The 24,610-nt window shown below is 60.4% G+C and carries 20 protein-coding genes; 16 read left to right on the top strand and 4 right to left on the bottom strand.

The window, feature by feature from the left end:
* Positions 1–179: 179 nt before the first annotated feature.
* The 4 genes from ACR9YP_RS30095 (at position 180) to ACR9YP_RS30080 (ending at position 6,878) form a co-directional block, all read left to right on the top strand.
* Complete coding sequence (locus ACR9YP_RS30095; protein WP_438109412.1) at positions 180–1,622, top strand: FAD-binding oxidoreductase; 1,443 nt, start codon at positions 180–182, stop codon at positions 1,620–1,622.
* Between the two features lie 46 nt (positions 1,623–1,668).
* Positions 1,669–4,998 (top strand): adenylate/guanylate cyclase domain-containing protein, encoded by a 3,330-nt coding sequence (locus ACR9YP_RS30090; RefSeq protein WP_474217745.1) that lies wholly within the window; start codon positions 1,669–1,671, stop codon positions 4,996–4,998.
* A 309-nt stretch (positions 4,999–5,307) separates the two neighbouring features.
* Entirely contained in the window at positions 5,308–5,886 is a 579-nt protein-coding gene (locus ACR9YP_RS30085; protein ID WP_438109409.1) for a hypothetical protein, read from the top strand.
* 209 nt (positions 5,887–6,095) lie between these two features.
* Entirely contained in the window at positions 6,096–6,878 is a 783-nt protein-coding gene (locus ACR9YP_RS30080) for a LuxR family transcriptional regulator (RefSeq protein ID WP_438109408.1), read from the top strand.
* A 16-nt stretch (positions 6,879–6,894) separates the two neighbouring features.
* Here ACR9YP_RS30080 and ACR9YP_RS30075 read toward each other — a convergent pair whose 3' ends face one another.
* The 4 genes from ACR9YP_RS30075 to ACR9YP_RS30060 form a co-directional block, all read right to left on the bottom strand.
* Positions 6,895–8,367 (bottom strand): HlyD family type I secretion periplasmic adaptor subunit, encoded by a 1,473-nt coding sequence (locus ACR9YP_RS30075; protein WP_474217744.1) that lies wholly within the window; start codon positions 8,365–8,367, stop codon positions 6,895–6,897.
* On the bottom strand, positions 8,364–10,100 hold the full coding sequence (locus ACR9YP_RS30070) for a type I secretion system permease/ATPase (protein WP_438109406.1): 1,737 nt from the start codon (positions 10,098–10,100) through the stop codon (positions 8,364–8,366). Before ACR9YP_RS30070 ends, ACR9YP_RS30075 begins: the two co-directional genes overlap by 4 nt.
* 141 nt (positions 10,101–10,241) lie before the next feature.
* Positions 10,242–10,700, bottom strand: coding sequence for a hypothetical protein (locus ACR9YP_RS30065; protein WP_091883555.1), 459 nt, complete (start codon positions 10,698–10,700; stop codon positions 10,242–10,244).
* A 251-nt stretch (positions 10,701–10,951) separates the two neighbouring features.
* On the bottom strand, positions 10,952–12,346 hold the full coding sequence (locus tag ACR9YP_RS30060; RefSeq protein ID WP_438109405.1) for a hypothetical protein: 1,395 nt from the start codon (positions 12,344–12,346) through the stop codon (positions 10,952–10,954).
* A 909-nt stretch (positions 12,347–13,255) separates the two neighbouring features.
* Between ACR9YP_RS30060 and ACR9YP_RS30055 the strand changes: the two genes are divergently transcribed.
* The 12 genes from ACR9YP_RS30055 (at position 13,256) to ACR9YP_RS30000 (ending at position 24,608) form a co-directional block, all read left to right on the top strand.
* Positions 13,256–13,465: a hypothetical protein gene (locus ACR9YP_RS30055; RefSeq protein ID WP_370986604.1), complete on the top strand. Its 210-nt coding sequence runs from the start codon at positions 13,256–13,258 to the stop codon at positions 13,463–13,465.
* Positions 13,466–13,568: 103 nt separating this feature from the next.
* Entirely contained in the window at positions 13,569–14,072 is a 504-nt protein-coding gene (locus tag ACR9YP_RS30050) for an A24 family peptidase (protein ID WP_370986605.1), read from the top strand.
* A 1-nt stretch (position 14,073) separates the two neighbouring features.
* Positions 14,074–15,030, top strand: coding sequence for a Flp pilus assembly protein CpaB (gene cpaB / locus ACR9YP_RS30045; protein ID WP_474217743.1), 957 nt, complete (start codon positions 14,074–14,076; stop codon positions 15,028–15,030).
* Positions 15,030–16,232 (top strand): CpaE/TadZ family protein, encoded by a 1,203-nt coding sequence (locus tag ACR9YP_RS30040; protein ID WP_370986607.1) that lies wholly within the window; start codon positions 15,030–15,032, stop codon positions 16,230–16,232. The genes cpaB and ACR9YP_RS30040 overlap by 1 nt, the downstream gene beginning before the upstream one ends.
* Positions 16,229–17,605: a TadA family conjugal transfer-associated ATPase gene (locus ACR9YP_RS30035; protein WP_438109403.1), complete on the top strand. Its 1,377-nt coding sequence runs from the start codon at positions 16,229–16,231 to the stop codon at positions 17,603–17,605. The genes ACR9YP_RS30040 and ACR9YP_RS30035 overlap by 4 nt, the downstream gene beginning before the upstream one ends.
* Before the next feature lie 209 nt (positions 17,606–17,814).
* Complete coding sequence (locus ACR9YP_RS30030; protein ID WP_438109402.1) at positions 17,815–18,534, top strand: type II secretion system F family protein; 720 nt, start codon at positions 17,815–17,817, stop codon at positions 18,532–18,534.
* The gene (locus tag ACR9YP_RS30025; protein ID WP_438109401.1) at positions 18,531–19,439 is read left to right on the top strand and encodes a type II secretion system F family protein; all 909 of its coding nucleotides are present in this window, start codon (positions 18,531–18,533) and stop codon (positions 19,437–19,439) included. Before ACR9YP_RS30030 ends, ACR9YP_RS30025 begins: the two co-directional genes overlap by 4 nt.
* A gap of 2 nt (positions 19,440–19,441) precedes the next feature.
* Positions 19,442–20,089: a methyltransferase family protein gene (locus ACR9YP_RS30020; protein WP_438109400.1), complete on the top strand. Its 648-nt coding sequence runs from the start codon at positions 19,442–19,444 to the stop codon at positions 20,087–20,089.
* Positions 20,090–20,095: 6 nt separating this feature from the next.
* Positions 20,096–20,614, top strand: coding sequence for a hypothetical protein (locus tag ACR9YP_RS30015; RefSeq protein ID WP_474217742.1), 519 nt, complete (start codon positions 20,096–20,098; stop codon positions 20,612–20,614).
* An 8-nt stretch (positions 20,615–20,622) separates the two neighbouring features.
* On the top strand, positions 20,623–22,008 hold the full coding sequence (locus ACR9YP_RS30010; protein ID WP_438109399.1) for a pilus assembly protein TadG-related protein: 1,386 nt from the start codon (positions 20,623–20,625) through the stop codon (positions 22,006–22,008).
* Complete coding sequence (locus ACR9YP_RS30005) at positions 22,008–22,424, top strand: TadE/TadG family type IV pilus assembly protein (RefSeq protein WP_438109398.1); 417 nt, start codon at positions 22,008–22,010, stop codon at positions 22,422–22,424. The genes ACR9YP_RS30010 and ACR9YP_RS30005 overlap by 1 nt, the downstream gene beginning before the upstream one ends.
* A 561-nt stretch (positions 22,425–22,985) precedes the next feature.
* Positions 22,986–24,608, top strand: coding sequence for a type II and III secretion system protein family protein (locus tag ACR9YP_RS30000; RefSeq protein ID WP_474217741.1), 1,623 nt, complete (start codon positions 22,986–22,988; stop codon positions 24,606–24,608).
* Positions 24,609–24,610: the final 2 nt, after the last annotated feature.

The raw sequence follows: 24,610 nt of genomic DNA, 5'->3' as shown, positions 1-24,610 counted from the left end.
CGGAGGACTAACCTCTAGGCGGAAATCTACCGTTCGCAATGTCGAACGGCGTGCAGCGGGGCGATTCTGCGCCGCGTCGGTTGCAAGAGCCGTGGGCGTGGCCGCCCCTTCTGCTGATCCGTCCAAGAGCATGAGAGCTGACTGCCGAAATTCTGACCGCTAGTCACGGAGGAGATGCCATGGCAGAGATCCGGCTGGCCTCGCTGCACGGCGGGGCGATTACGCTTGAAAGCGATGCAATTGCTGCCTTTCGCCAAACCTTGCGAGGCAACGTCTGTCTGGCCGAGGAGCCGGGCTACGATGAAGCACGCACGATCTGGAATGCGATGATCGATCGCCGCCCAGGCGCGGTCGTGCGCTGCAGAGGGGCCGCAGACATCATTCGTGCTGTACGGCTTGCGCGTGAGCACGGCCTCTTGGTCGCCGTGCGCGGCGGCGGCCATAACATCGCGGGCAATGCTGTTTGTGACGGCGGGCTCTTGATCGATCTTTCGCTGATGCGCTCCGTCCGGGTTGATCCATTTCACCGCACCGCGCGCGTGGACCCGGGGGCAACGCTTGGCGACTTCGACAAGGAGGCGCAAGCTTTCGGCCTTGCTACCCCGCTCGGGATCAACTCGACGACCGGCGTTGCAGGATTGACGCTGGGCGGCGGCTTCGGGTGGCTTAGCCGCAAGTTCGGGCTTGCCGTCGACAACCTGATCTCGGCCGACGTGGTGACGGCCGAAGGCGAGCTCGTCCGGGCAAACATCGCCGAGAAGACCGACCTGTTCTGGGCGCTGCGCGGAGGCGGAGCCAATTTCGGGGTGGTGAGTTCGTTCGAGTTCCGCCTGCATCCTGTTGGTCCGATGGTTCTGGCCGGACTCATCGTCCATCCCTTTTCGCGGGCGAAGGAGCTGCTGACGGGCTATCGCGACGTCGCCGCCAAGGCGCCCGACGAACTGACGGTGTGGGTGGTGCTCAGGCAGGCACCGCCGCTGCCGTTCTTGCCCGCTGAGGTTCACGGCAAGGAGATCGTCGCGTTCGCCGTCTGCTATGCGGGAGATGAGAACGAGGGCAAGCACGCATTGGAGCCGTTGCGCGCGCTCGGAGAGCCGATCGCAGACGTGATCGGCATGCAGCCCTTCGCGGCTTGGCAGACCGCGTTTGACCCACTTCTCGCGCCCGGCGCCTATAATTACTGGAAGTCGCACAATTTCGTTGAACTCAACGACGGTCTTCTCGATACGCTGGTGAGCCATACGACAAGCCTGCCGACCGGGGAGTGCGAGATTTTCATCGGTCAGCTTGGTGGCGCCACCAGTCGCATGGCCGTCGACGCTACGGCGTTTCCCCACCGCGATGCGAAGTTTGTCATGAACGTTCACACGCGATGGCGCGATCCGGCGGATGAGCAACGTTCGATCGCCTGGGCGCGCAGGCTCTTTGCTGAGACTGCGCCTCACGCAACCGGCGGCGTCTACGTCAACTTCATGCCGGAGGACGAGACCGATCGCGTAGCCGGCGCCTACGGCCCGAACTACGCTCGTCTTGCCGCGCTGAAGGCCAAGTACGATCCTGGCAACCTGTTCCGGCTAAACCAGAACGTCAGGCCGGCCGCTGCACAGCGACCGGCCGCCTGACAAGAGGAGGAGGGGATCCGTAATCGAGGGGGCTACGGAGACGAAGTTGGACATCGGAGAATGGCTGCGCAGCCTGGGCCTGCAATCCTATGAGCAGACGTTCCGCGACAACGGAATTGACCTTGAGATCCTGCCCCACCTGACGGTTGAAGATCTCAAGGAGATTGGAGTCCTGGCTGTCGGCCACCGGCGGAAGCTTCTCGGTGCAATCGGCCTGCTACCAGCGGACCTGGCGGCGGCGCGGCCTCCCGCGTCGGTGGAGCGCCGTCAGCTTACGCTCATGTTCGTCGACCTCGTCGGCTCGACCGACCTCAGCCGCCGTCTCGATCCCGAGGAGCTGCGCGAGGTCATGCGGGCCTACTCGAACACGGTGGCGGGAGAGATTGCGCGACTGGAGGGCCACGTCGCGAAGTTTCTGGGAGACGGCGTGCAGGCCTATTTCGGCTGGCCGCGCGCAAGCGAAGATGCGGCAGAACAAGCTGTCCGGGCGGGACTTGCGGTCGCAACAGCGGTCAGCGGCATGTCGTCAGGCGCAGGAGGCCTGCTGGCAGCACGCGTCGGCATCGCCACCGGGCTTGTCGTGGTGGGTGATCTGCTCGGGGAAGGTGCTGCGAAGGAGGAAGCAATCACTGGGGAAACGCCTAATCTCGCGGCCCGTCTGCAACAGGTTGCGGAGCCTGGTACGGTCGTTATCGCCGACAGCACGCGCCGCCTGGTCGGCGATCTCTTCGAGTTTGTTGAGCTCGGTTCCCTTCGGCTCAAGGGCTTTGCGGAGCCGGTGCAAGCTTGGAGTGTCACCGGCGAAGGCCGGGCAGAAAGCAGGTTCGAGGCCCTGCACGGAGCCCACGTCACGCCACTCGTCGGGCGCAGCGAGGAGCTCGATTTGACGCTGTCACGGTGGCAGCTTGCCAAAGGAGGGGCTGGACAGGTCGTCTTGATTTTTGGCGAGCCAGGAATCGGAAAATCACGATTGGTGCTCGCGCTGCGAGAACGGCTACAGGCCGAACAAATCACGCTCGTTAGCTACGCCTGTTCGCCGCATCACCTAAACAGCCCGCTCTTTCCCTTCATCTCGCAGCTTGAGCGGGAGGCGCGGTTCGCACCTGAGGATACCGCGGAAACACGGCTCAAGCGCCTCGAATTACTCCTCGGCGAAAACGGCGAAGGGCTGTCCAGTGATGCAATCCAGCTTCTTGCCGATCTGCTCGGCATTCCAACTGAGAGGCCGAGCACCCAGCCAGAGATGTCGCCGCAGCAAAGGAAGGCGCTCCTGTTCCGCACATTTCTGGCCCGGCTCAATCGACTTGCCGCTCGCGGCCCGGTGCTGATGGTGCTTGAAGATGCGCACTGGCTCGATCCCACCTCGCGCGAGCTGTTCGACCAGATCGTGGATCGTCTTCAGAACCTGCCGGTGCTGGTCGTCGCCACGTTCCGTCCGGAACTCCCGCCACCATGGACCGGGTTTCCGCACGTCACGTTGCTCATGCTAAACCGCCTGCCGCAGGCGCAGGTGGTTGTACTCGTTGACCGGATCACCGAAGGCAAAGCGCTTCCCGCCGAGGTCCTCGACCAGATTCTGGCGCGGACCGAGGGTGTGCCGCTCTTTACCGAGGAGCTCACGAAGGCCGTTCTTGAAGCCGGGATCCTCCGCTACACCGGCGCTCGCTACGTCCTCGCCGGCGCGTTCCCGTCCTTGGCGATCCCAGCGACGCTGCACGATTCGTTGATGTCGCGGCTTGACCGTCTTGCTCCAGTCAAGGAGGTCGCCCAGATCGGAGCCTGTATCGGCCGCGAGTTCGATCACGAATTGCTTGCTGCAGTCGTGTCGATGCCAGCAGGGGAGCTTGCCGCGGCGCTTGACCGCCTGGTAGCGGCAGAGCTCGTTTTCCGGCGCGGCCTCGCGCCTGCCGCTACCTATGTCTTCAAGCACGCCCTGGTGCGCGATGCCGCCTACGAAAGCCTGCTCAAGCGGCGCCGCCAGGAGCTGCACGCGCGGATTGCCACATCGATCGAAGCGCTCTTTCCGCAACTTGTCGAAGCACAGCCGGAGCTCGTCGCTCGTCACTTTGGCGAGGCGGGATTGGCCGAGAAGGCCATTCCATACTGGTTGAGGGCCGGCCGCCTCGCAGCCGCCCGATCGGCGAATATGGAGGCAATTGCCCATCTGAGATCGGGGCTCGAGTGCGCCAATGCGCTTCCTCCTGGAGCATCACGCTCGCGCTTCGAGCTTGCCCTGCAGCTTGGGCTTGGCGGCCCGCTGATTGCAACAAAAGGATTTGCTTCACGCGAGGCAGAAGCGGCGTTCCAGCGCGCACAGGAGCTCAGCCGCGAGCTGCAGAGCGAGGTTGATCTCTCCGCCGCGTTGAAGGGGCTCGGCCACGTCTATCACGTGCGCGCCAACCTGCGCGAGGTCACAAGCCTCGTTGAGGAGACGGAGGCGCTCGCGAAACGAAGCGGTGATCCCGTACGTCAAGCCGAAGCCGATCATCTTGCGGGAGTGCTCTCGTTCCACCTCGGCCAGTTTCAACTCTCGCGCGACCGGTTCGAGAGAAGCGCACAAGCCGGCGAATACCGCGGCCGCTATTATTCCGAGGTCTACGGAATTGATATGAGCGTATTCTGCCGCGCCTACATGAGTCATTGCGATTGGCATCTCGGCTATCCCGTTCGTAGCCTTGGGATTGCTGAGAAAGGGCTCGCCGTCGCACGTGAGATTTCACATCCATTCAGCATCGCGCTCGCGCTCAACTATCTGGCGATGCTGTATCAGTTCAGGCAAGAGCCCGATGCCGCACTGAAAGCCGCTGCAGAGTCACGCGACATCTGCGCCGAGTACCGCTTCGACTACTATGGTGCATGGGCCAGCCTCGTTCGCGCCTGGGCGATCGCTGAATCCGGCAGGCTTGAGGAAGGTCTTGCGGACTTTGATGCTGGGCTTGAGGATCTCCGGCGAACCAGCGCGGGACTACGCATTCCGCACCATCTTGGCTTGCTCGCGGCGCTTCATCGCAAGGCTGGAAACGCCATGGCTGGGCTTCGCGTCATCGACGAAGCGGTGGCAATTGCGGACGCAAGTCTCGAGAGCTGGTGCGCCGTCGAGCTTCACCGGGAGCGCGGTGAACTGCTGTTGCTGGCAGGCGGGGAGGAGGCCGAAAATCAAGCGGATGCGGAGTTCGAGGCCGCGATTGAAATTGCCGCTGCCCAGGGAGCAAGGCTGCCCGAGCTTCGCGCAAGCGTTGCGCGCGCCAGACTCCAGGCGGCACGCGGCATGCGGCGAGAGGCGCGCGACGCTCTTGTGCCGATCTACAGCTGGTTCAGCGAGGGCTTGGAAACACGCGATCTCGTGGAAGCTCGCAAGTTGCTGGCAGACCTGTGACGAAGTTACCGCAATAGCGACCCATCTCCCCGTCCATCGTTCGGTAATGCGGTGATCAGTTCGGTAAGGGTTGTGCGCTGACCTGGGTTGAGCAGCAATCGGGGAAGATTTCATCCCCCGGCTGTCGCTCGGCGAGATGACAAAACGGGCTTTCCGCATGGCCTGGAGCCGGACCGGCCCGCCCAGGCAGATGCCGGGCAACCTTCCGCGCTTAATGAGCGCTTAACGCTTTTGCGCAACAGATAGATCACCAGCGCGGAATTAGTCCTAGTTACGATTGCGAGCCGAGCTCCCGAGGAGGGGAATCGGATGGGACTGCTTTTTGTTGGAGTGCTGGCAGGAATTCTGGTCGGCTTTGGCTGGTTCGCGCCGTCCCGAGGATATTTCCTTGGGTGTGCGGCGCGACCCTGTTTCGACAGGGTTGCAGTCGCCCGACCCGCAGAGCCAACGCCATTGGCGCCAACTCCTGCGATTGTCAAATCGAATTCTGCAACCTCGGCAAAGTCCGGCAAGAGGCCATCCCCGAAGAGACGCGGATCGGCCGATCTCGCCAAGGCGGCCACCCCGCGCACGAGGATCAGCGACCCGGCGCCCGAACGCCCGGCGGCAAGATCAGATACTGTCCTGGACAAGGCAAAGGTCACGATCGCATCGAAGATGGACGATCCAGGATCGGCCGAGTTCAGCGACATGAAGCGCGCAATGCGATTGAACATGTTTGGGCGCGCTGTGGATACGATTTGCGGTCGTGTGAAGGGAAGAAATGCGTCAGGTGGCGAGACTGGAGAGAGACCGTTTCTGTATCTCGTGAAGGAGAATGAAGCATATGTCGTCGACGGCAAGTCGGGGTCGGCGGCGTCAACCGCGTATCGAAATATCTGCAATTAAGGGGATGCGTCGACCGCGCCACGGCGCGGCACGCGTCCATGTGATTTGAGCGGAAAGAATTTCCACCCGGGCGTCAGACTATCCCGCAGTGGATACGATCCTAATGTTGGCGCCGCGCGCGACGATGCATTCAGGATGAATGCCGCAACGGGAATACACAGCACGGATCGTGGGACTGTGGCAGAGATTCTTTTCATTCCGAGGAAATCATGGATGACCTAACCAACTTCTCAAAACGGCTCAATGGATCGCTTCACTTGCCGGTTCTGGTGATCATCGAGCCCCTTCTATTGCCTCGCACATGCATTCTGAACGTCTTCAGGCGGGAGTTGGCCGAATTCGACATCCTTGACATGGCAACGGTCCAAAGCCTGGACAGCGCGTCAGCTCGCGACGTTCGTCTGGTGTTGCTGAGTATCGCGGACAAGCCCATCGGCGATCCCTCGGTTGAGGACGATCTCGCCTTCGTCGCGGAGTGCTGTCCCAACGCGGCCGTTGCAATCCTGTCAAACCATGACGACGAGCCGACCGCGCAGGCCGCGATGCAGCGGGGTGTGCGCGGTTTTCTCCCCACCTCGCTGCCAATAGAGGTCGTCGTCGCCGGCCTGCGCCTTGTTCTTGTCGGAGGCTGCTACAGGCCGTTGCCCGTCGCTGGAATAAACAGGATACCGGGTTTCGAGCCACCGGATGCGCGTCGGTTCGCGTCCGCATATCTGACGAACGAAGCAGCCAGGGCGGCTATCGACAGGAGCTTGACCGATTTCACGCCTCGAGAGCAGCAGGTTCTGGCGGAACTGGAGCTCGGCCTGCCCAACAAGCTGATCGCCGCCAAAATGAACCTCTCGGAAAGCACCGTTAAAATGCACATTCAGCATATCATGAGGAAATGTGCCGCTCACAATCGCACGGAAGCGGTCCTCCGCTGGCGCGGCCGGTTGCCCGCGCAGAGTCGCGATCACGATCCGGGCGCAGCCTCAACGCCGGAGACCTAAATCACGCGGAGCTGGATCAATCCTCTCTGAATGCACCGCGGAAGCTGTCGAGCAGGGGGCTCAGCGCATAAAGTGCAACGGTGCCGCGCCCCGTGGTGATGAACACTTGAACGGGCATGCCGGGAACAATCCGGATGCCGTTTGCAGCCATCTGGGCGTCGTCGATCCGAATCCTGGTCGCGTAGTATGGCTGGTCGGTACGCTTGTCGAGAAGCCGGTCAGCGGATACGTGCACGACGGTTCCCTTCAGACGCGGTACGCGACGCTGATTATACGGTACGAGATGCACTTTGGCATTAAGACCGGGATGAACCACGTCAATGTCCTCCGGTCGCAGGCGGGCGGTCACGATGAGGCGGTCTTGCCGCGGCACGAGGTCCATGAGCGGAGCACCAGCCCCGATGACGCCGCCGGTCGTATGAATCCGCAGGTCAGTTATCACGCCGTCCTCGGGCGCCTTGACCTCCGTTCGGGTTAGTTGGTCCCTGGCCGCAAGCAACCGTTCGCGGAGTTGGAATATCTGGTTCTGTGCTTCGCGAAGCGATTGTGCGATCTCGTTCTGCCTTTCGCTCTCGAGCTTGAACAAATTTGCCTGCGACTCGTTGATGACCTGCCCGGCGCGGGAAATCTGCGCCGCGATCTCACCACGACGTCCCTCAACGTCGGCCAGTTCACGCTGCAGATTCAGAAGCCGTGGCCGCCGTTCGAGTCCCTTGTTGACGAGGGTCGTGACCATATCGAGTTCTTCCCGGACGATGTCGCTTCGCTGCCCGGTGGCGCTCTCCTGAGCCTTGAGACCTTCGATCTCCTTCTCGACCTGATGCCTCCGCTCGCGAATGACCGCAAGCTGCGACTCGTGAACCTGCCGGCGTGCCTGGAAAATGAACTGCTGCGCCGATAGCGCAGCGGCCGCCGCCCCATTCTGTTGGCTGTCCTGGTCCAGCGTGCTCGGGACTGCGATCCTCTCAAATCTCTGCTGCTCGGCCTGAAGCCGTGCGGCACGAGCAATTGCATCCCACAACTGGCCTTGCAGACTTTGCACCTCCGAATCGGCGCGGGTGTCGTCCAGCGTGATCAGTGTTTGCCCGCTTCGCACGACATCGCCGTCGGAAACCAAGATGCTCCTGACGATACCGCCTTCCAGATGCTGGATCGTCTTGCGGTTCGATTCCGATTCCACGACGCCAGACGCGATTGCGGCGCTCTCAAGTGGCGCGAAGCTCGCCCATGTGCCAAGCCCAAGCATGAAGCCGAGCACCAGCAGATTGCCCGCGAGGGTGATCCCGCGAAGCCTGGCGCGCGGAGAGACCGGTGTGGGGGGCGAGCACCATGGAAATTCGAGAGGCTCGAAATCGTCGATTGCGGTAACAACGCCTCCAAGTCGCCCGGCGAGCGGGGGGCGTACGGGTGTTCGCGTGATCTGGCCCCAGATCATGGGAAGTTGCGAAACCGCGGGAAGCTTCCAGCTTGTGGGAAAATGCCAGATCATGGCGCAACTTGCGACGTAACCTGGGGCCGAGCCAAGTGCCGTTCAAAGATTTCCTCGCTGTCGCCGAACGCGACGACCGCACCGTCTTCCATGATGGCGATCTTGTCCGTGGCTGCGAGGAGACCCATCCGGTGAGTGACGACGACCAGGACGACATTTTCGCGCTTCATGCGCTCGATGGCATCCAGCAGCATTCGCTCGCCCCCGTAGTCGAGGCTGGCGTTCGGCTCGTCTAGAACAACGAGACGCGGACTGCCGAAAAAGGCTCGGGCCAGACCGAGGCGCTGCCGATATCCGCGCGAGAATGATTTTTCACTGTGAACCACCGTGTCGTACCCGAGCGGTAGGCGCATGATCGCCTCATGGATTCCGACGAGCTTGGCCGCATCGACCACCTTCCGCCGATCGGCATCATCAAGCCTTGCGATGATGTCGTTTATGGTGTCGCCGAGCAGATTGATGTCCTGGGGCAGATATCCCAGATGTTGGCCGCTCCGTTGCTCGCGAAGCAGCGAGACGTCGGTATTGTCGAGGCGGACACCGCCATGCGTTGGCATCGATAGCCCGGCGATCACTTGGCCAAGCAGCGACTTGCCAGAACCGGACGGACCGATAATGCCAAGGCACTCTCCGGGCGCGAGGCTGAACGAGACATCTTTCAGCAGAAAGTGGTCGGGCTCCGGTAGCTTTACGCCAACGTTATCGACGAGGAGACCGCTCCGCGCTTGTTGCGGCGAGATCTCCGTATCCTGCTGCTCGGTGGCGGGGAATGCGGCGAGAAGAGCGCCGAGCCGCTGACAGGCACTCACGGCCGTAACGAGTGATTTCCAGCCTGCGATTGCACTCTCGACTGGCGCGAGCGCCCGGCTGAACATCAGCGTAGAGGCAAAGATGATCGCCGGACTTTTCCCGTGATCAAGGACGAGCCACGCGGCTGCTCCCATGATCAGGACTTGCGACAGCGCGCGGACCGGTTTGGTGGCCAGCATGACGATCTCGCCTCGGCGGAGTGCCTCGTCGTGCTCTCTGCGGGCGTCCTGCGCGTCGTGGTAGATCGCTCGCGCTGCACTATCGAACATTCCCATGGCGCGGATCATGTGGACGTTGCCGGCGGCAGCCTGAAGGCGGCCGTAGCTTCTGGACAGCGCGGCGTTGGATTTGAGCAGAACGTTCTCGGTCAGCAGATCTCCGGCAACCGTGAGAGCGAACAGGAACGCCACGCAGCAGGCGCCCACCATGCCAAGCAGGGGATGGATCAGAAAGAGGACCAGGAGGAACAGGGGCGCCCAGAGCGCGTCGAACAGCATCGGACATGCGCCGGACTCCACGAACTGGCGCAGGACCGTGAGATCCCGATATGCGTCCGACGCCCGCGTCCAATCGCTGCGAAGCGCGAATTCGAGGCTGGCCGAAAGCACGCAAGGACGAAGCCGACCGTCGAGCCAGGAGCCGAGGCGGCCCAGGACGGCACGCCGCAGTGCATCGAACACACCGCCGACCACGACCGTGATCGCGACAATGAGGGTGAGCAGAAGCAGCGTGTCGGCACTCCGGCTCGACAAAACCCTGTCGTAGATTTGAAGAAGGTAGATGGGGGGCGCAAACAGAAGCAAATTGTAGCTGCAGCTATATGCGAATACGAGACCAAGCGGCCCCGCGCAGGACCAGAGGGCCGCGTGCAGCGGCGTACGGATTGGCGGCAGGATGGGCAATCGAGTGGGCGGCACCAGCATGATCGTCACCGCCTGAAATCGAGGTCCGGCGCACTTGCCCGACGGCCAATGCAATCTGGCAACGGCATCACGGGGGCATTGACGTGAAATCCAGGACCGGCGGCAGTGGCCGCCGGTCCCGCCAGTCGGACGAGCCGCTGGTCAGAGCGTATCGAGATGGAAGGTCACTCCTCCACCCCACGCGAAGTTGCCGTCTCCACCATCGCCGCCGATGCCAGCCACGACTTCCTGGTGCTGGTCCACAATGAGCTTGTTGATCTGGGTGGCATCCGTATTGGCGTATACCTTGGAGGTATCGTGACCGCTGTAGGATTTCTGGCTTCCATTCGACTCGGCGTCTCCGCCATGGGCCTTGGAAAACCATGAGGCCTTGGTGTTTGCGCCCCCGGCGTCCCAATCCGCCGTCTGTTTGACGTGATCGCCGGTGTTCACATGCACATCGGCACCGTCGGCTTTGTTGGTTGGATCGAAGTTGAGGGTCGGCTTGCTGATGATGGCTCCCTTGAAAGTACCGTCGCCGCCATTTCCGGCACTTTGACCACCGGTGTTGATCGATTTGAAGTCGATCGTATCCGTGATGTTGATTGCCTTTGGCATCATTTGAGGCCTCCGTCGTTCTGTTGGCTGTCGTGCAACATCCATCCCGATCAGGCGGACGCGCGCGGCAAGTCTGATCCGCCCGTGCGCGAGTGCGATAGATGTCAAATCGGACACCATCCGGCTTGGTGGGCCTACGTACGAAAGTACGCCATTCGTCAGGCGAGGGTGCCTCTACGCGGGGCTTTGCAAGCGAGGAGTGGCAACTGCACGTGCCGCCATGCGATCGATCATGCAAGCGGTACGAAGTGTCGCTATGCCACCAGGTGAAGATCTGACAAGAGATGCGCGGCATCGTCAGCTAGCGCAAGATTGCCGTAGCCGCCGTCCCCGCCAACTCCGGCGATCTGAACCGCACTCTGGTCGATGTGCACGTTGTTGACCTGATCGGCCACGGCCGTCGAATGTGGACCTGCGATGGCTATATTGATGGGCGCATAGATCGCGACGCTGACATCGATCAGACTGCCGGCAAAATAGCCGTTGCCGCCATTGCCTGCGCTGTTCGAACCGGTCGCGACCGTATCGGAGCCGCCCCACAGATTATGGGAGAGAAGGTTTGCATGGCCGCCCGTTGCGGCGTTGTCGTTGCCGCCGTGTACGCCAATGCCGGCGATCTGAACCGCGGATTGATCCACGGAAACATCATTTGTCTGGACCGCGTAGGCGCCGGAGCCATAGCCCGCGATCGCGATGTTGATCGGGTTGTACAGCACGAACGAGGTATGGACGAGCTCCCCGTAAAACGCGCCGTCCCCGCCATTGCCGGCCTGGCTCCCGCCGGTTTGAACGTCCCAGGCGCTCACTCCGGTGCTTGATCCCCAGCTAGGGTCGAGCGTGAGGATGCTACCGCCGGCCGCCACATTGCCATGTCCGCCATTTCCGCCGACGCCCGCGATCTGCGAGACCGATTGATCGATGTCGACCGTGTTCGATTGACTTGCATGAGCAGAGCCGCCCGAGTTCGCCAACGCAATGTTGATCGGATGATAGATCACCACAGGAACGTCCACCAACGCACCCGAGAAATAGCCGCTGCCGCCGTTACCGGCACTGTTGTCGCCGCTGGCGATCACATTCGTCCCAGAGGAAGGATTGACGCTCTCTCCCGACGCAATGTTTTCACTGCCGCCATGTCCGCCGACGCCGGCCATCTGAAAGGCGGATTGGTCGACATTCAAATTGTTGGACTGGTTGGCCAGGGCGACCGAACCGTATCCTGAACTCACCGAGATGTTGATCGGCTCATAGATCAGCAAAGACGCGTGAACGATGCCGCCGTAGAAGTAGCCGTCTCCGCCGTTCCCAGCCGTGTTCGTTCCGCTCTCGACCGTGGCGGCGCCCATCCCGAAATGGCCTGCGCCCGAAGCCGACTCGGTGGCCCAAGGATTCTGGCCCGCCGCGGTGTGGTGGCCGAAGTGCCCCACCGATGTGGTGAGATGTTCGAATTGAATTGGGCCAGAGTCATGGGGCAGGGCATGAGCGGCTCCATGGCCCGCAATCGGGCTTGGACTATGGACCTTGACGCCACTGTCGATCAGGTGCGGGACACGCGGTGCCGGACCGGAGTCGTCGTCACCATCGTAGCCATGGTGGTGATGGGAGGCGTGATGCAGCCGGATTCCATCCGACACTCGTGAAAAATCCATTGTAACCTCCCTCATCGCAATCGCTCCGCGCAATCGGAGGGATTCTGCAGTCCGGACGGAATGTCATCCTGGGAAGATCGAAAGCCCAGTCGTCAGTTCGGATATAGCGCTTCGGGTGACAGCCGTTACATCGGCTACATCCGTTCGAGTGGGCCGCTCTTGGGGCGCAGAGCGGACTAAGTTTGATGTGGCGCGCGAGGTGCTGACGTGCAGCAACGCGGATTGAGCGACTGGACACCGCTGCACTATGCCGCAAGCGCGGGATGATGACGAGGTAGTCGAGCTTCTGCTGGCTGACGGTGCGGATATCGATGAGCGAGCTCGAATCGATGATTGCGTCACCCTAGTACAACTGGCGAAATCATGTGGCTGCAACGCAGCGATCAGGGCCTTCAGAAGGATCGCGCCTGAGCCTCGTGGGTAGGTGTACCGCTTCGCGCCCTTGCACGTCGATCGTCCTTGCGAAACTGCTCCGGGCGTGCCGGCCGAGTGCTTCCTCGCAGCGTCCTCGCGATTGTGGGAGCCTGACACATCGGCGTGGCACGCAAATTAAATGCCGCCGCACAACAGGCGGTCTTTCTCCAATATTCCGATTATTATCTCTCGGACGTGCCCCGTATTATTCCGGAGAACGCTTCCGGCTCTCTGCCAACAGTCTGACCGGAAGGGAGGGGGTAGCTATCGTATTCGTATCACGGGAGTTTCTGTTCGTCCTAGGCGCGATCCAACGATGACTCGCTTTGGCGATAAAATTCAAATTGGTTAATTTAAGGACAATTTTATTTTAAATATTGACTGGGGCGGATATTTAATGAAGAGTTTATCGGTGGCGGCTGGGATTTAAAAGCCGCAGCCGCTAAAAGTTGCCGAGGTGTCTACAAATCCATGTTGAAAGAAGGGGTTTCTCCTATGTTGAAGTATTACGTCGAGACCAAGGAAGCGTTGAAGCGTCTGCGGACGGACCAGGATGGCGTGGTGTCGTTCGAGTACATCATCGTCGCGGTTTGTATCATTGGCGCAGTGTCGGCGGTGTTCGGTGTTGGGGCTGGTGGTGCGATCGGGACGGCGCTGACAGGCGGGATTACCGCCATCACCACCGCTTTCACTGCGGCAGTTTGATTCTACCAACTGACGCCAGAGGGGGGCATTGGAACGTGTCCCCCTCCTGAATGGGCTCCCTTGATTTTAGTGTGCCTACCACCTCCTTGAGGCATGCATTCCTATGGGCTGGGTTTACATAGTCTCAATACTGGAAATCTTGTTGTTGCTGTACGTCGCAACGCTCGATGTCGCGACCCGCTTGATCAGAAATGACGTCTGTCTGGTGCTGGCGCTCCTCGGGATTGCTGGGCAACTTGCTAGCCCGATGCAACTGATCGAATCCCTGACTGCCGCGACGATCCTGTTCTTGTTGCTTTTCATGATTTTCCAGCGGAGGTGGATTGGCGGGGGCGACGTCAAATTGCTGGTAGCTTTGGCCATTGGTCTGCCGCCGACAGCGTTGATGCAGTTGGTGACCGTAACCTCGTTGGCCGGCGGCGTGCTGGCCCTGGTGCATCTGATGATGCGCGTCCTGCCATATCCGAAGCTGGCGCCAGTCGGATCATCGCTCGCACGCCGAGTCTACGCGATCGAGCGCTGGCGCCACGTGCGACACGCGCCGCTCCCTTACGGCGTGGCCATAGCGTGCGGTGGCATCTGGGCCATCTTGAGCAAAGGATTGTGACATGTCATCCGCGTTGCGTCTCTCAATTATCCTGGTGCTATTGCTCGCAACCGCTGCGTTCGGGCTGATTGGCTACAACATGAACCTGCCGAAGCAGGTTCCGGTGGCGGTCGCGGAGCCGGCGCCGGCGCCTCCTTCGACCGTCGGCTATTTTGTTGCGGCACGTCCGCTGTCGAAAGGTACATTGGCCCGCGAAGAAGATTTCGCAGTACGCTCGGTGCCGCCTGAACGTCTTCCAGCAGGGGCGATTCTTGAAACGCCAGACTCCAAGATCGGACTTCCCGGCTCTCTGGTTCGCAAGTTCGTCGACGCCGGCAGTCCGATCACCTTGCAGGACGTATTGCGGCCGCGGGATCGGGGTTTCCTGGCCAGCGTCTTGGCACCGGATAGCCGTGCAATCAGCATCAAGGTGGACGAGGAGTTTGGCGTCTCGGGGCTGATCAGGCCGGGTGATTATGTTGATGTCTTATTGACCCAGGTGTTCGAAAAGGCAGAACCCGCGCGTCGGGCCCTGAGTGAAACCGTCCTAGGCAACGTCCGAGTCATTGCGATTGACCAGGAGATTGTGCAAGGCGGGCGAACCATAAGCTCGGTGGCTGGCAAGCAAGCGCAAACAGTGTCGTTGGAGCTTGCGCCAGACCAGGTCAAAAAGATCACTGTCGCAAGGCAGCTCGGAACGCTCTCTCTGGCCGTACGGGCAGCAGTCGAGCAGTGGGATACGGCGGACACTGGCGCCATGTCCAGCTGCGATGTGTCGCCGGAAATTGCTCGCCAGAATGCAATTGCCGGCCGCACAGCGGCGGTGGTCGTTCATGCTGGCGGTCAGGTCAAGCAATACTCGGTCAGGAAACAGGATTCAGGCGACGGCGACACGATGGTCAACTGCGATGGGTCGGAAGTTTCCCGCCGGGGTACGACGATGGTGGTTCAGGCAGGCAAGTTGCTGGAGAAACATTGATGAGCGCTAACATTGCAGTCGTCAGTTCGCCTGAAGACGCCACATCTGTCGTAGCGCGCAACCGGATCGTCTGTTTTGTAAATGACGAGCTTAGTGCTGCGGCTCTGCGCAAGGGCCTCGAAGGCAGTAACATATCGATCAAGCGTGGCACGATCCGTAATGCCATACGGATGCTCGAAACCGACACCGAACTATTCGCGTTGGTGACGGACATCAGTGGAATCGATGATCCATTTGCCGAACTGGAGAGGCTGGCCGGCGTCTGCCCACCCGATGTCCGGGTGGCTCTGATCGGTGAGAGCAGGGAGATCACCTTCTACCGCGAGCTTATGGAACTCGGCTTGACCGAGTACCTGCCCAGGCCGCTCACGCGGGACATGGTGCTGGACCAGCTGCGTCCGAAGCTGCTTGGCGACGTGACGGCCGGTTCGATTGATCGGGGCGGACATGTGATCTCGATCTGCGGTGCGCAGGGCGGTGCCGGCGCAACGAGTATCGCAATCAATCTCGCGCTGCAGCTGGCCGAGACCACCAAGGCCAAGGTCGCGCTGCTCGACCTTCACCTGCAAGCCGGCGAGACGGCCGTGATGCTGGGTGTTCAGCCCGGACCAGGGCTGCGCATCGCTCTGGAAAATCCCATGCGGGCGGACACACTGTTCCTGGAGCGCGCGGCAATTGAGGTCAATGAACGGGTTTGCCTGATCTCCGCCGATGAGGAACTGGATGCGCAGCTCGACATCACTGAAGCGGGCGTGAGACACGTGCTGGGTCTGCTCCGCCAACGGTTCAATTACATCGTTGTCGATGTACCGGTCCCGTTTCCGCCATCTATCCATCCGGTGATCACTCATTCTCGTCACGTGCTGGTGCTGCTGGAAGCCGAGATAACCGGACTTCGCAATGCCCACGCACTGCGTACCGCTGTCACGAACATCGCCGGCAAAGATCGGGTCTTTACTTTGCTCAACCGCGCCAATCGCCCCGGCGGCCTTCCCAGGGCTGCGATTGTCAAGGCTTTGGGCGCAGAACCAGACATGGTGGTACCCGATCTCGGCAAGGGGATGACCCAGGCGGTCAATCTCGGAATTCCAGCGCTGAAGCACGTATCAGGACTGCGACGTCACCTCGCCCCGATTGTGCGCGAGATTACAGGGCTCGGCGCCGAGCGGAAGGGACGGCTGAGGAGGCTGCTCGGATTATGAAGACCTTTGGTCGGCGCGACGACGACACGCCAGCTCGTTTGCCTGCATCGATGCCACGGCCCGCGTCGACGCCGAGCTTGCCTGCAACTGCGCCCAGGCACGAGCCATTGCCTCAGCGGCCCCTGATGTCAGCATCGCTCCGCGAACGGGTCATTGAGCAGATTGAGCCGTCGGTGGCCGCGACTGTTTCGCGCGATGTCCTTCGCCGGCAGATCGAGGAAATCATTCATGGAATCGCCAATGAGGAACGGCTCGAACTGTCAGGTCGCGAGCAGCTTCAGCTGGCTGACGAGATTGCGGATGACATGACCGGCTACGGGCCGCTGCGCCCGCTTCTGCTCGATCAATCGATCAACGATATCATGATCAATGGACCGAGTAACGTTTACGTGGAACGAGCTGGCAGGCTGGAACGGGTCGCGGTGCGATTCCGCGACAATGATCACATTGCGTCGGTGGCGCAGAAAATCGCCGGTCAGGTTGGGCGACGCGTTGACGAATCCAGTCCGATGGTGGATTGCCGCTTGCCCGACGGCAGCCGGGTCAACATCATTTTTCCGCCGCTAGCGATCCACAGCCCCTGTATTTCGATCCGAAAATTTCCAAGCCGCCGTTTGGACATCGCCGGAATGGTCGAAAACGGCTCAATGACCGCAGCCATCGGACAATTACTGGAGATTGCCGCTCGGTCTCGGCTCAATGTTCTGGTCTCCGGCGGCACCGGCTCCGGCAAGACCACGCTGCTCAATGCCATGAGCCAGTTCATTGATCACAGTGAACGCGTCGTCACCATCGAGGATGCGGCAGAGTTGCAGCTTCAGCAGCCGCACGTGATCAGCCTGGAGACCCGGCCTCCCAGCCTTGAAGGCACTGGGCAGGTGACACAACGCGATCTGTTGTGGAATGCCCTGCGCATGCGTCCTGACCGGATCGTCGTGGGCGAGGTGCGCGGCGCCGAAGCGTTTGACATGCTGCAGGCGATGAACACGGGCCATGATGGTTCGATCTCCACGGTCCATGCCAATAGTGCCCGCGATGCCCTGACCCGCATCGAGAACATGGTGCAGATGGGACAGGTCAATCTGCCGTCGCGGGCCATTCGAGCTCAGATCGTCGCTGCGCTGGATCTCATCGTGCAAGTCGAACGCATGCGCGATGGACAACGTCGCATTATCCAGATCACCGAGGTGATGGGGCTGGAAGGGGATGTGGTCACCACCAATGACATCGCAGCCTTCGAGTACCAGGAGGAGGATGAGCATGGGCGGATATCGGGCACTTACAAGTCTACCCTTGCAGTCCCGAAATTCAAAAGCCGTCTTGTCTATTTCGGCCTTGATCGCGCTTGGGCCGAGGTCATGAGGCAAATATGATACCTGAGTTCGTGATCGTCGCTGTTCTGGTGCTCGCGATCTGCGCAGCAGTCGGTTCGTTGTCGCTCGACGCCCGAGAACGACGCATGCATCGCCGGCTGGCGGTAGCTTTACCACCTTCACATCCGGCTAGCCTTCCGTCCATTCGCCGGTCGGAGACCGGGTCCCGGTCTCTGCTTCTCCAGCACCTGGCGAACTACAGGCCTGAGATGGTTCACGTCTGGCATCCGGCGTATGTGCTACTGGCCTCCGCCATCACGGTAGCCGCAATCTTCTACGCCAATAGCCTGCTGGGATTTTCCATTCTCTACGTGTCTGTCGCGGCTGCAATTGCCGCAATAGTGGTCGTACGCGGTTTGTTTGGATGGCAGCAACGTCGCTTCGCCGGTCAACTTTTTCGACAGCTGCCTGACGCGATCCAGCTGGTAACAAGTACGGTTCGATCGGGTCTTCCGGTGCACGAAGCATTTCGTACCATCGCGCGCGAGATGCCGCAACCAACGGCTGGACAGTTTGCCATCGTATGCAGCGAAGTGAATCTGGGTAGACCTCCGGAGGAAGCCGTCGAAGCCATCTATCGGCGAACGAAGGTGGCAGAGTATGCGATGTTCGCGGTGACACTTGCAGTCCAATTGAAGTCAGGCGGCAGCTTGGGTGAAACCTTGCAGACGCTAGGCGACACAGTAAGTCAGCGTGTTGCGCTAGCTGCTCGCGCCAAGGCGCTGGCAGGAGAGGTGATTTTCTCCTCGCGGGCACTTACGGTCTCGCCCCTGATTGCCGGAGCGTTGCTCTACGCCGCCAATCCGCAAAATGTCGATCTGTTGTTCTCTGATCCGATGGGAAACAAGCTTCTGGCTTACGCAATAGCCTCGGTCCTTATCGGACACCTAGTGATAAGCTGGATGGTCAGACGGGAAACAGAACTATGACGTTTGGTCTCAGTCTGGTGGCCCTCGCAGTAGCAGCTGGAACTGCGGCCTGCCTGTTGATCATCCGCGAAATGCACGTCCGCGCAATGGATACGCGGGTGTCAAACGCCGTGATGGGTATCCCTTACCGGTCAGCGACCTTCCAAGACGTGACCAGCTGGTTTTCATGGCTCGGCGTGCGGTATCGGCGCTTCTACGCCGAGGAGAATTTGGAAGAACTGCGAACGATCCTTCACTCATCTGGTTTCAATCATCATCGAAGCTTGCCGATCTGGATCGGCGTCAAGGTCGTCAGCATGTTCTTGTTCCCGGTGATTGCGCTGCTTCTTGCGCAACTCTCGGGAAGGGGACCTGCCGACGTGCTGGTCTTCACGCTGGTGGGCGTCGTGATCGGTATTATGGGGCCACGATTGATTCTGACTGTGCTGAAGCGCCGTTTTGATGCGGCCATTCGGCTGGGCGCGCCGGACATGATCGACTTGCTGGTCGTGTGCAGCGAAGCGGGAATGGGCATGGAGAGCGCGCTGGGACGTGTAGCGGAAGAAATGAAGCAGACCAATCCTGCCATGGCTTGGGTATTGCACCGTCTCCTTGATGATCTCCGGATATTGCCAAATCGCATCGACGCATTCGAGAATTTGGCAAATACCTCAGAGGGGCTTCGCCGGTTCGGCACCATGATCAGCCAGAGCCTGCAATACGGAACGCCCTTGAGCCAAGCACTACGCAGTATAGCGGTCGACCTGCGGCGAGAACGTATTACCAAGCTCGAGGAAAGAGCACACAAATTGGGCGCCAAGCTGACCATTCCTATGGTGCTTTTCCTGCTTCCAGCCATGTTTGTCATCATGGGAGGAAGCCCCGTTTTGCACCTCGTGCGTTCGTTCGCAAGCTTCGGTAAGTAGCCATGAGCACAATCGCCCTTTCGAAAAACTATTCGCACGATCGGATCATGCGACTGTTCGGCAGCATGTGGTTCTTGTTGCTGGCGCTTTGCGTGGCCGTCAAGATTGGGGCATCGCTTGCCGATCCCTGGCCATCGCTTCTGTCGGGTTTTTGCCTTGCCATTTTCTACATGCTCCTGGCGCTGTTGATCATCACTCGCTCTCCAGCAAAGGCGCATGCAGACGGCCTACTTCCGAGAATAGCTGCGTTCGTCGGGAGCTATTTGCCATGGACGATCAGCTTCCTGGGCAAAACCGACGAAACGCTGCCAAACCTGGCATCGACAGCTTGTGTGCTGGTCGGCACGATCATGATGCTTGTCACCATCCGACATCTAGGTCGGTCGTTCAGTTTGGTGCCGCAGGCGCGTTCGGTAGTGCAGACCGGTCCGTATCGATGGATCAAGCACCCACTCTATGTCGCAGAAGAGATCGTGGTCGTCGGCGTCGTGCTGCAATACCTGACACCGGTTACGGTGATCGTACTGGTCCTGCATATCGGCATCCAGGTCTGCCGAATTCTTTACGAGGAAGATCTGCTTCGGCGCAATTGCCCTGAGTATTCCAGCTACGAAGCATCACGTTGGCGCGTGATCCCGTATGTTTGGTGAGCCGCCATGCGTGGCCGAATTGTCATGGACATGGTCCAAATCGCCAAGGCTCGGGCTCCGCGATCGGAAGTCGTAGGTATCGGTCAAGTCAGGCGCGCGTGCCGTAGGGAGTCCTTCATCGCAGATCAGCGCGGCGCCGTCGCGTTTGAGACAGTGTTCGTCTACATATTCTTGGTGTCGTTCCTGCTGATGCCGCTCGCCGACGTAGCCGCCGCGGGCTTCCGCTTTATCTCCGCGTGGACCGCGTTGCGCTCCTTCGGGCAATATATCCAGTACAAGAATCCGCCCGACCCGGCGAACCCGGGGACCTGGGTGTCAACGCTGCAGACAACAGTCGCAGGGCATACGATCGGCAACATCCAGGTCATGTGCGGAAGCACTGCCTGCAACTCCGGCAATCTTGGTTCGACTCCAAAGTACTTTACGTTTTCGACAACTGTCACTTTGGCCCCGATTGTGTTGACGTCGGTGCTGTGTCCCAGCGGTTGTACCTACACGCTGCCTTACTCTGAACGCTTCCAGTAGGTGTTTCCATGCGTAGTCTGCTCCGTTCCAGACAAGGCTCCGCCGCATTCGCAACAGTCATCGCGCTCGTGCCCCTCATCGGCGTGGTCGCACTCGGGGCCGAGGCCGGATCGTGGTACGTTACCAGGCAACAGGCGCAGAATGCTGCCGACGCGGCGGCCTACTCGGGCGCCTTGCGGCTTGCGTGCTCGAATGCTGGTGTGCTCTGCGATACATCAGTGGACTATCAAGCAAAGGAATTCGCGGCACAGAACGGGTTCTGTAACTCCGGCGACACGGCCTATCCGGGCACCAATTGTGCGACCAGCCTTCCGACAGGAATCTCGCGGGCCGTGCAGATCGATATCGGCAGCTACAGTGCTGGCGCGTTCACAACGCCGGCTACAGGAGGCGGCAACGCTGTTCGCGCCAGGGTCAGTCAGCAACAGCCGGCCTACTTGTCGGGAGTGCTGGGTTTGACGACCGTCAACATCCCCGCTCAAGCAATCGCTCTGGTCGAGTTGCCGAGCAAAGTGTGCGCCTTGGCGCTTGGGCCTGATCCGAGCGGCGGCGGAGGGGCGCTTAAAATTGCCGGCAACGTCAGCAACAACGGAACGGGTTGCCCGATAATGTCGGATTACAGTGTTCAATTTGCCAGCACTGCCACTTTCACAGGTTCGGGATGGGCCGTCTTGGGTGCAACGGGCTGTAGTCCAGCCAGCACCTGCGCCAATCCCGGCGTTACGCACAACTATTTCATGCCGTACGCCAACAATCCGCTCGGCAAATTGGACAGTGAATCGTTCAACAGCAGGACTGGCCCGTCAACAAAACCATGCGGTAGTGGCAATGTTACCAATGGTAATAAATGTTCGCTGAGCGAGAACAGCGCTAGCGGGGTGTACAGCAGTCTGAAGGTGAACGCCGGAGGCACCGTAGATTTTGCTCCCGGAACGTACTTTTTCTACAATGCAACGATAACTTTTGCCGGAACGGTCACCTGCACCGCCTGCACGCCCTGGCCGACCGCTTCACCATCGGGCACAGGTAAAGGTGTAACCCTCGTACTACTCGGGGATTCCAGCCTTTCCATCGCGGCCGGCGCTGTAGTTGAGCTGTCCGCGCCTTACACCAACCCTTTCTCTTCTGATCTGAACGGCGTTCTGATTGATGATCAGGCACCAAGCAAGAGCAGCAACAAAGTCGACATCAACGGTGGTACCGTTAAACTGGGTGGTGCGATGTATTTCCCGAATGTCGACGTTACGTGGAACGGATCGACTAGCAGTTCCAATACGACCTGTTCACAAGTGATCGCCAAAACACTCACCATGGGCGGTGGCGGCTTCCTGAGCACGGATGGATGTAATCCGGTCACCGTCCCTTACACCCAAGTTGTCCGCTTGGTGCAGTGATGAGAAAGCTCGATCAGCGGGGTATCGCGGCGTTCGAATTCGTCCTCGTCTTCGTGCCGCTTTTCATGTTGATCTTCGCCATCTTCGATCTCGGACGCTATGCCATCACGATGCAGTCTTTGCGGACGCTCGCGAGTGCCGGCGCCCGGGCGGTCATGATCAACTGCTATACGCCTGCCTTGCTTCAGAGCCCGCCTCAGTCGCCGTCCGGCTGCACCGGCGATCCCATGCCCACTACCGACAAGCAGAACGCGGCGCCGTTCCTGTACTTCGGCGGTCTCACGCCAACATTGAGTGTGGCGTCTAGCGGCAACAATTTGACTGTTACAGCTTCTCAAGCCGGCTTCACCATGCTGATGCCGATATGGGGCACAGCGCTCAATGCGCCGAGCGCGTCCACGCAAATTCCCTTCTAGCGCACTCCCGAACATCGGCCGATGAACACCCGCCCCCCTGGCGATGGCGATGATGCCGGACGCGAAGCCAAGACATGCCATGGCAAGTGCCACCCTGCCGCAGGCCCGAATATGGCAGTGTACCTGACGCATATTGGGCGGACGCCGCTTCGCGGTGGCGCCGGTGGAACTGGCCAAACGCTTGGCATCGAACTGCGTCAGAGCAATTCGCGCCTGGCCAAGCGCATCTCAAGACTGCGAATCGACCCCCGTTCGATGGCGGGGCGACGACGGAACCTCGCGCAAGGTGGTTGTGCTGCCGGATAGTTCTGAACAGAGCTGCAGAGAAAATGATGCTCGCTGGCAACATTGGAAAGTTTTCTTTGCAGCTTGTGGCTGTGCGGTAAGTATCTCTTGTTGCAAGGAGGCAGGATGAAGGGCGATGATCTTGGAAACATGAAGTAACGAATTGTAGTGGGACAGATTGTAAGCTCTGCGACGTGGTGCGCAGAGGGGAACTGTTGAGGGACGTCGAGCACGTAGATTTGCGGGGATGCCGCGGATCGCGGCGGGGGGACTCGAATGGGTGGCGGTCGCGTTTCGGATAAGGCGGTAGGGGGGCTTCTCGCCTTCAGCGTGATGAGTTTTGGCGCGGCGCTCGCCTTGCTTGGGTCCGCAGACCTCGCGGCGGCTGCAGACCGGCGGGGCTCCTCCGGCGGCGTGATCGTCAGCGAAATGAGCGACGTCCAGCGGGTCAGGGTGGTCGTCAACAAGTCACGCACCTTCAAGGTCGACACGGCTTTTTCGACCATCGTCGCGGGCTCGTCCGACATCATCGACGTGAAGTCCCTGAGCGATCACATGATCTACATCCAGGGTAAGCAGACCGGTACCACCAACGTCATCCTGTTCGACTCGTCGATGAAGCAGATCGGAATCCTCGACATCGAGGTTGTGATCGACACCGGGAATCTGCAGCAGAACATCCGGTCCAGCACCGGCATGCAGGGCATTCGAGTCTCGGCTTCCGAGGGACAGGTGGTGCTCAGCGGAACCGCCGCTGACGCGGTCGCAGCCGAGCGGGCCATGGCGATCGCCACCAGCACCGTCGCGAAAGGCGGCGTCGTCGTCAACGCCATGAGCGTCGCCGCGCCGCAACAAGTGATGCTCGAAGTGCGCTTCCTCGAGGTCAATCGCGAGGCGGGCCGCGACCTCGGCATGAACCTTTATGCGGGTAATGCGAGTGGATCGAACCTAGCAAATTCCGGTCTCGGCAGCAGAAGTACCGTCAATGGCGCAATAGTCCCCGGAAGTGGTCGTGTACCACAACCAAATGTGGGGCCACCGGCCGGGACCTTACCATTGCTTGGCACCGTAGGTACGCTGGCCAGTGGAGCTGTGCCGTTTGGTAACTTACTCACCAGCGTGCTGAGAACGAGCAATGGCGCCTCGGTTGATCTGCTGGTGTCGGCACTGGAAACCAAGGGCCTATTGCGCCGGTTGGCGGAGCCTAACCTGATGGCGCTATCGGGCGACGCCGCGCGCTTCCTGGCCGGCGGTGAATTTCCAGTGCCGGTCGCCTCTACGGCGGTTGCGGGCGCATTGCCGACTGTTACTATAGAATTCAAGAAGTTCGGTGTTGAGTTGGCCTTCGTGCCCACCGTTCTCTCGCGCGGCGTGATCAACCTTCGGGTTGAGCCAACGGTCAGCGAACTTGATTTCCAGAACGCGGTGACGATCGCGGGGACGACCATCCCGGCGCTGTCGCGGCGCGACGCGCGGACCACGGTCGAGCTGCGCGACGGCCAGAGCTTTGCGATCGCCGGCCTGCTCCAGACTCGCAACCGGCAGGACGTTTCGCAATTGCCCTGGATCGGCTCGGTGCCGGTCATCGGAACCTTGTTTAGCAGCAAGTCGTACCAGCAGCAGGAAACGGATCTGGTGATCATCGTGACGCCGCGGCTGGTCGCACCGGCTGCACCCGGCCAGCAACTGGCGTCTCCGCTCGATTCCCGCCTTCCAGCCAACGATGTCGATTTCTTCCTCAATGGCCAGATGGAAGTCCGCAAGCGTTACAATGACTACGTCAATTCCGGCGGCGAGGTGAAAGGGCCGTACGGCCACATCATCGCTCCCGAGGTCAGGGTGCCCGTTCCAGCACCGGCAGCTGTTACCGACCAGCCAGTCGTGAAAACCCTCAACTAGAG

Source organism: Bradyrhizobium sp. BR14999 (assembly GCF_056106085.1).
Note: the sequence above shows the minus strand (reverse complement) of the source record. Positions and strands in the feature narration are given on the sequence as shown.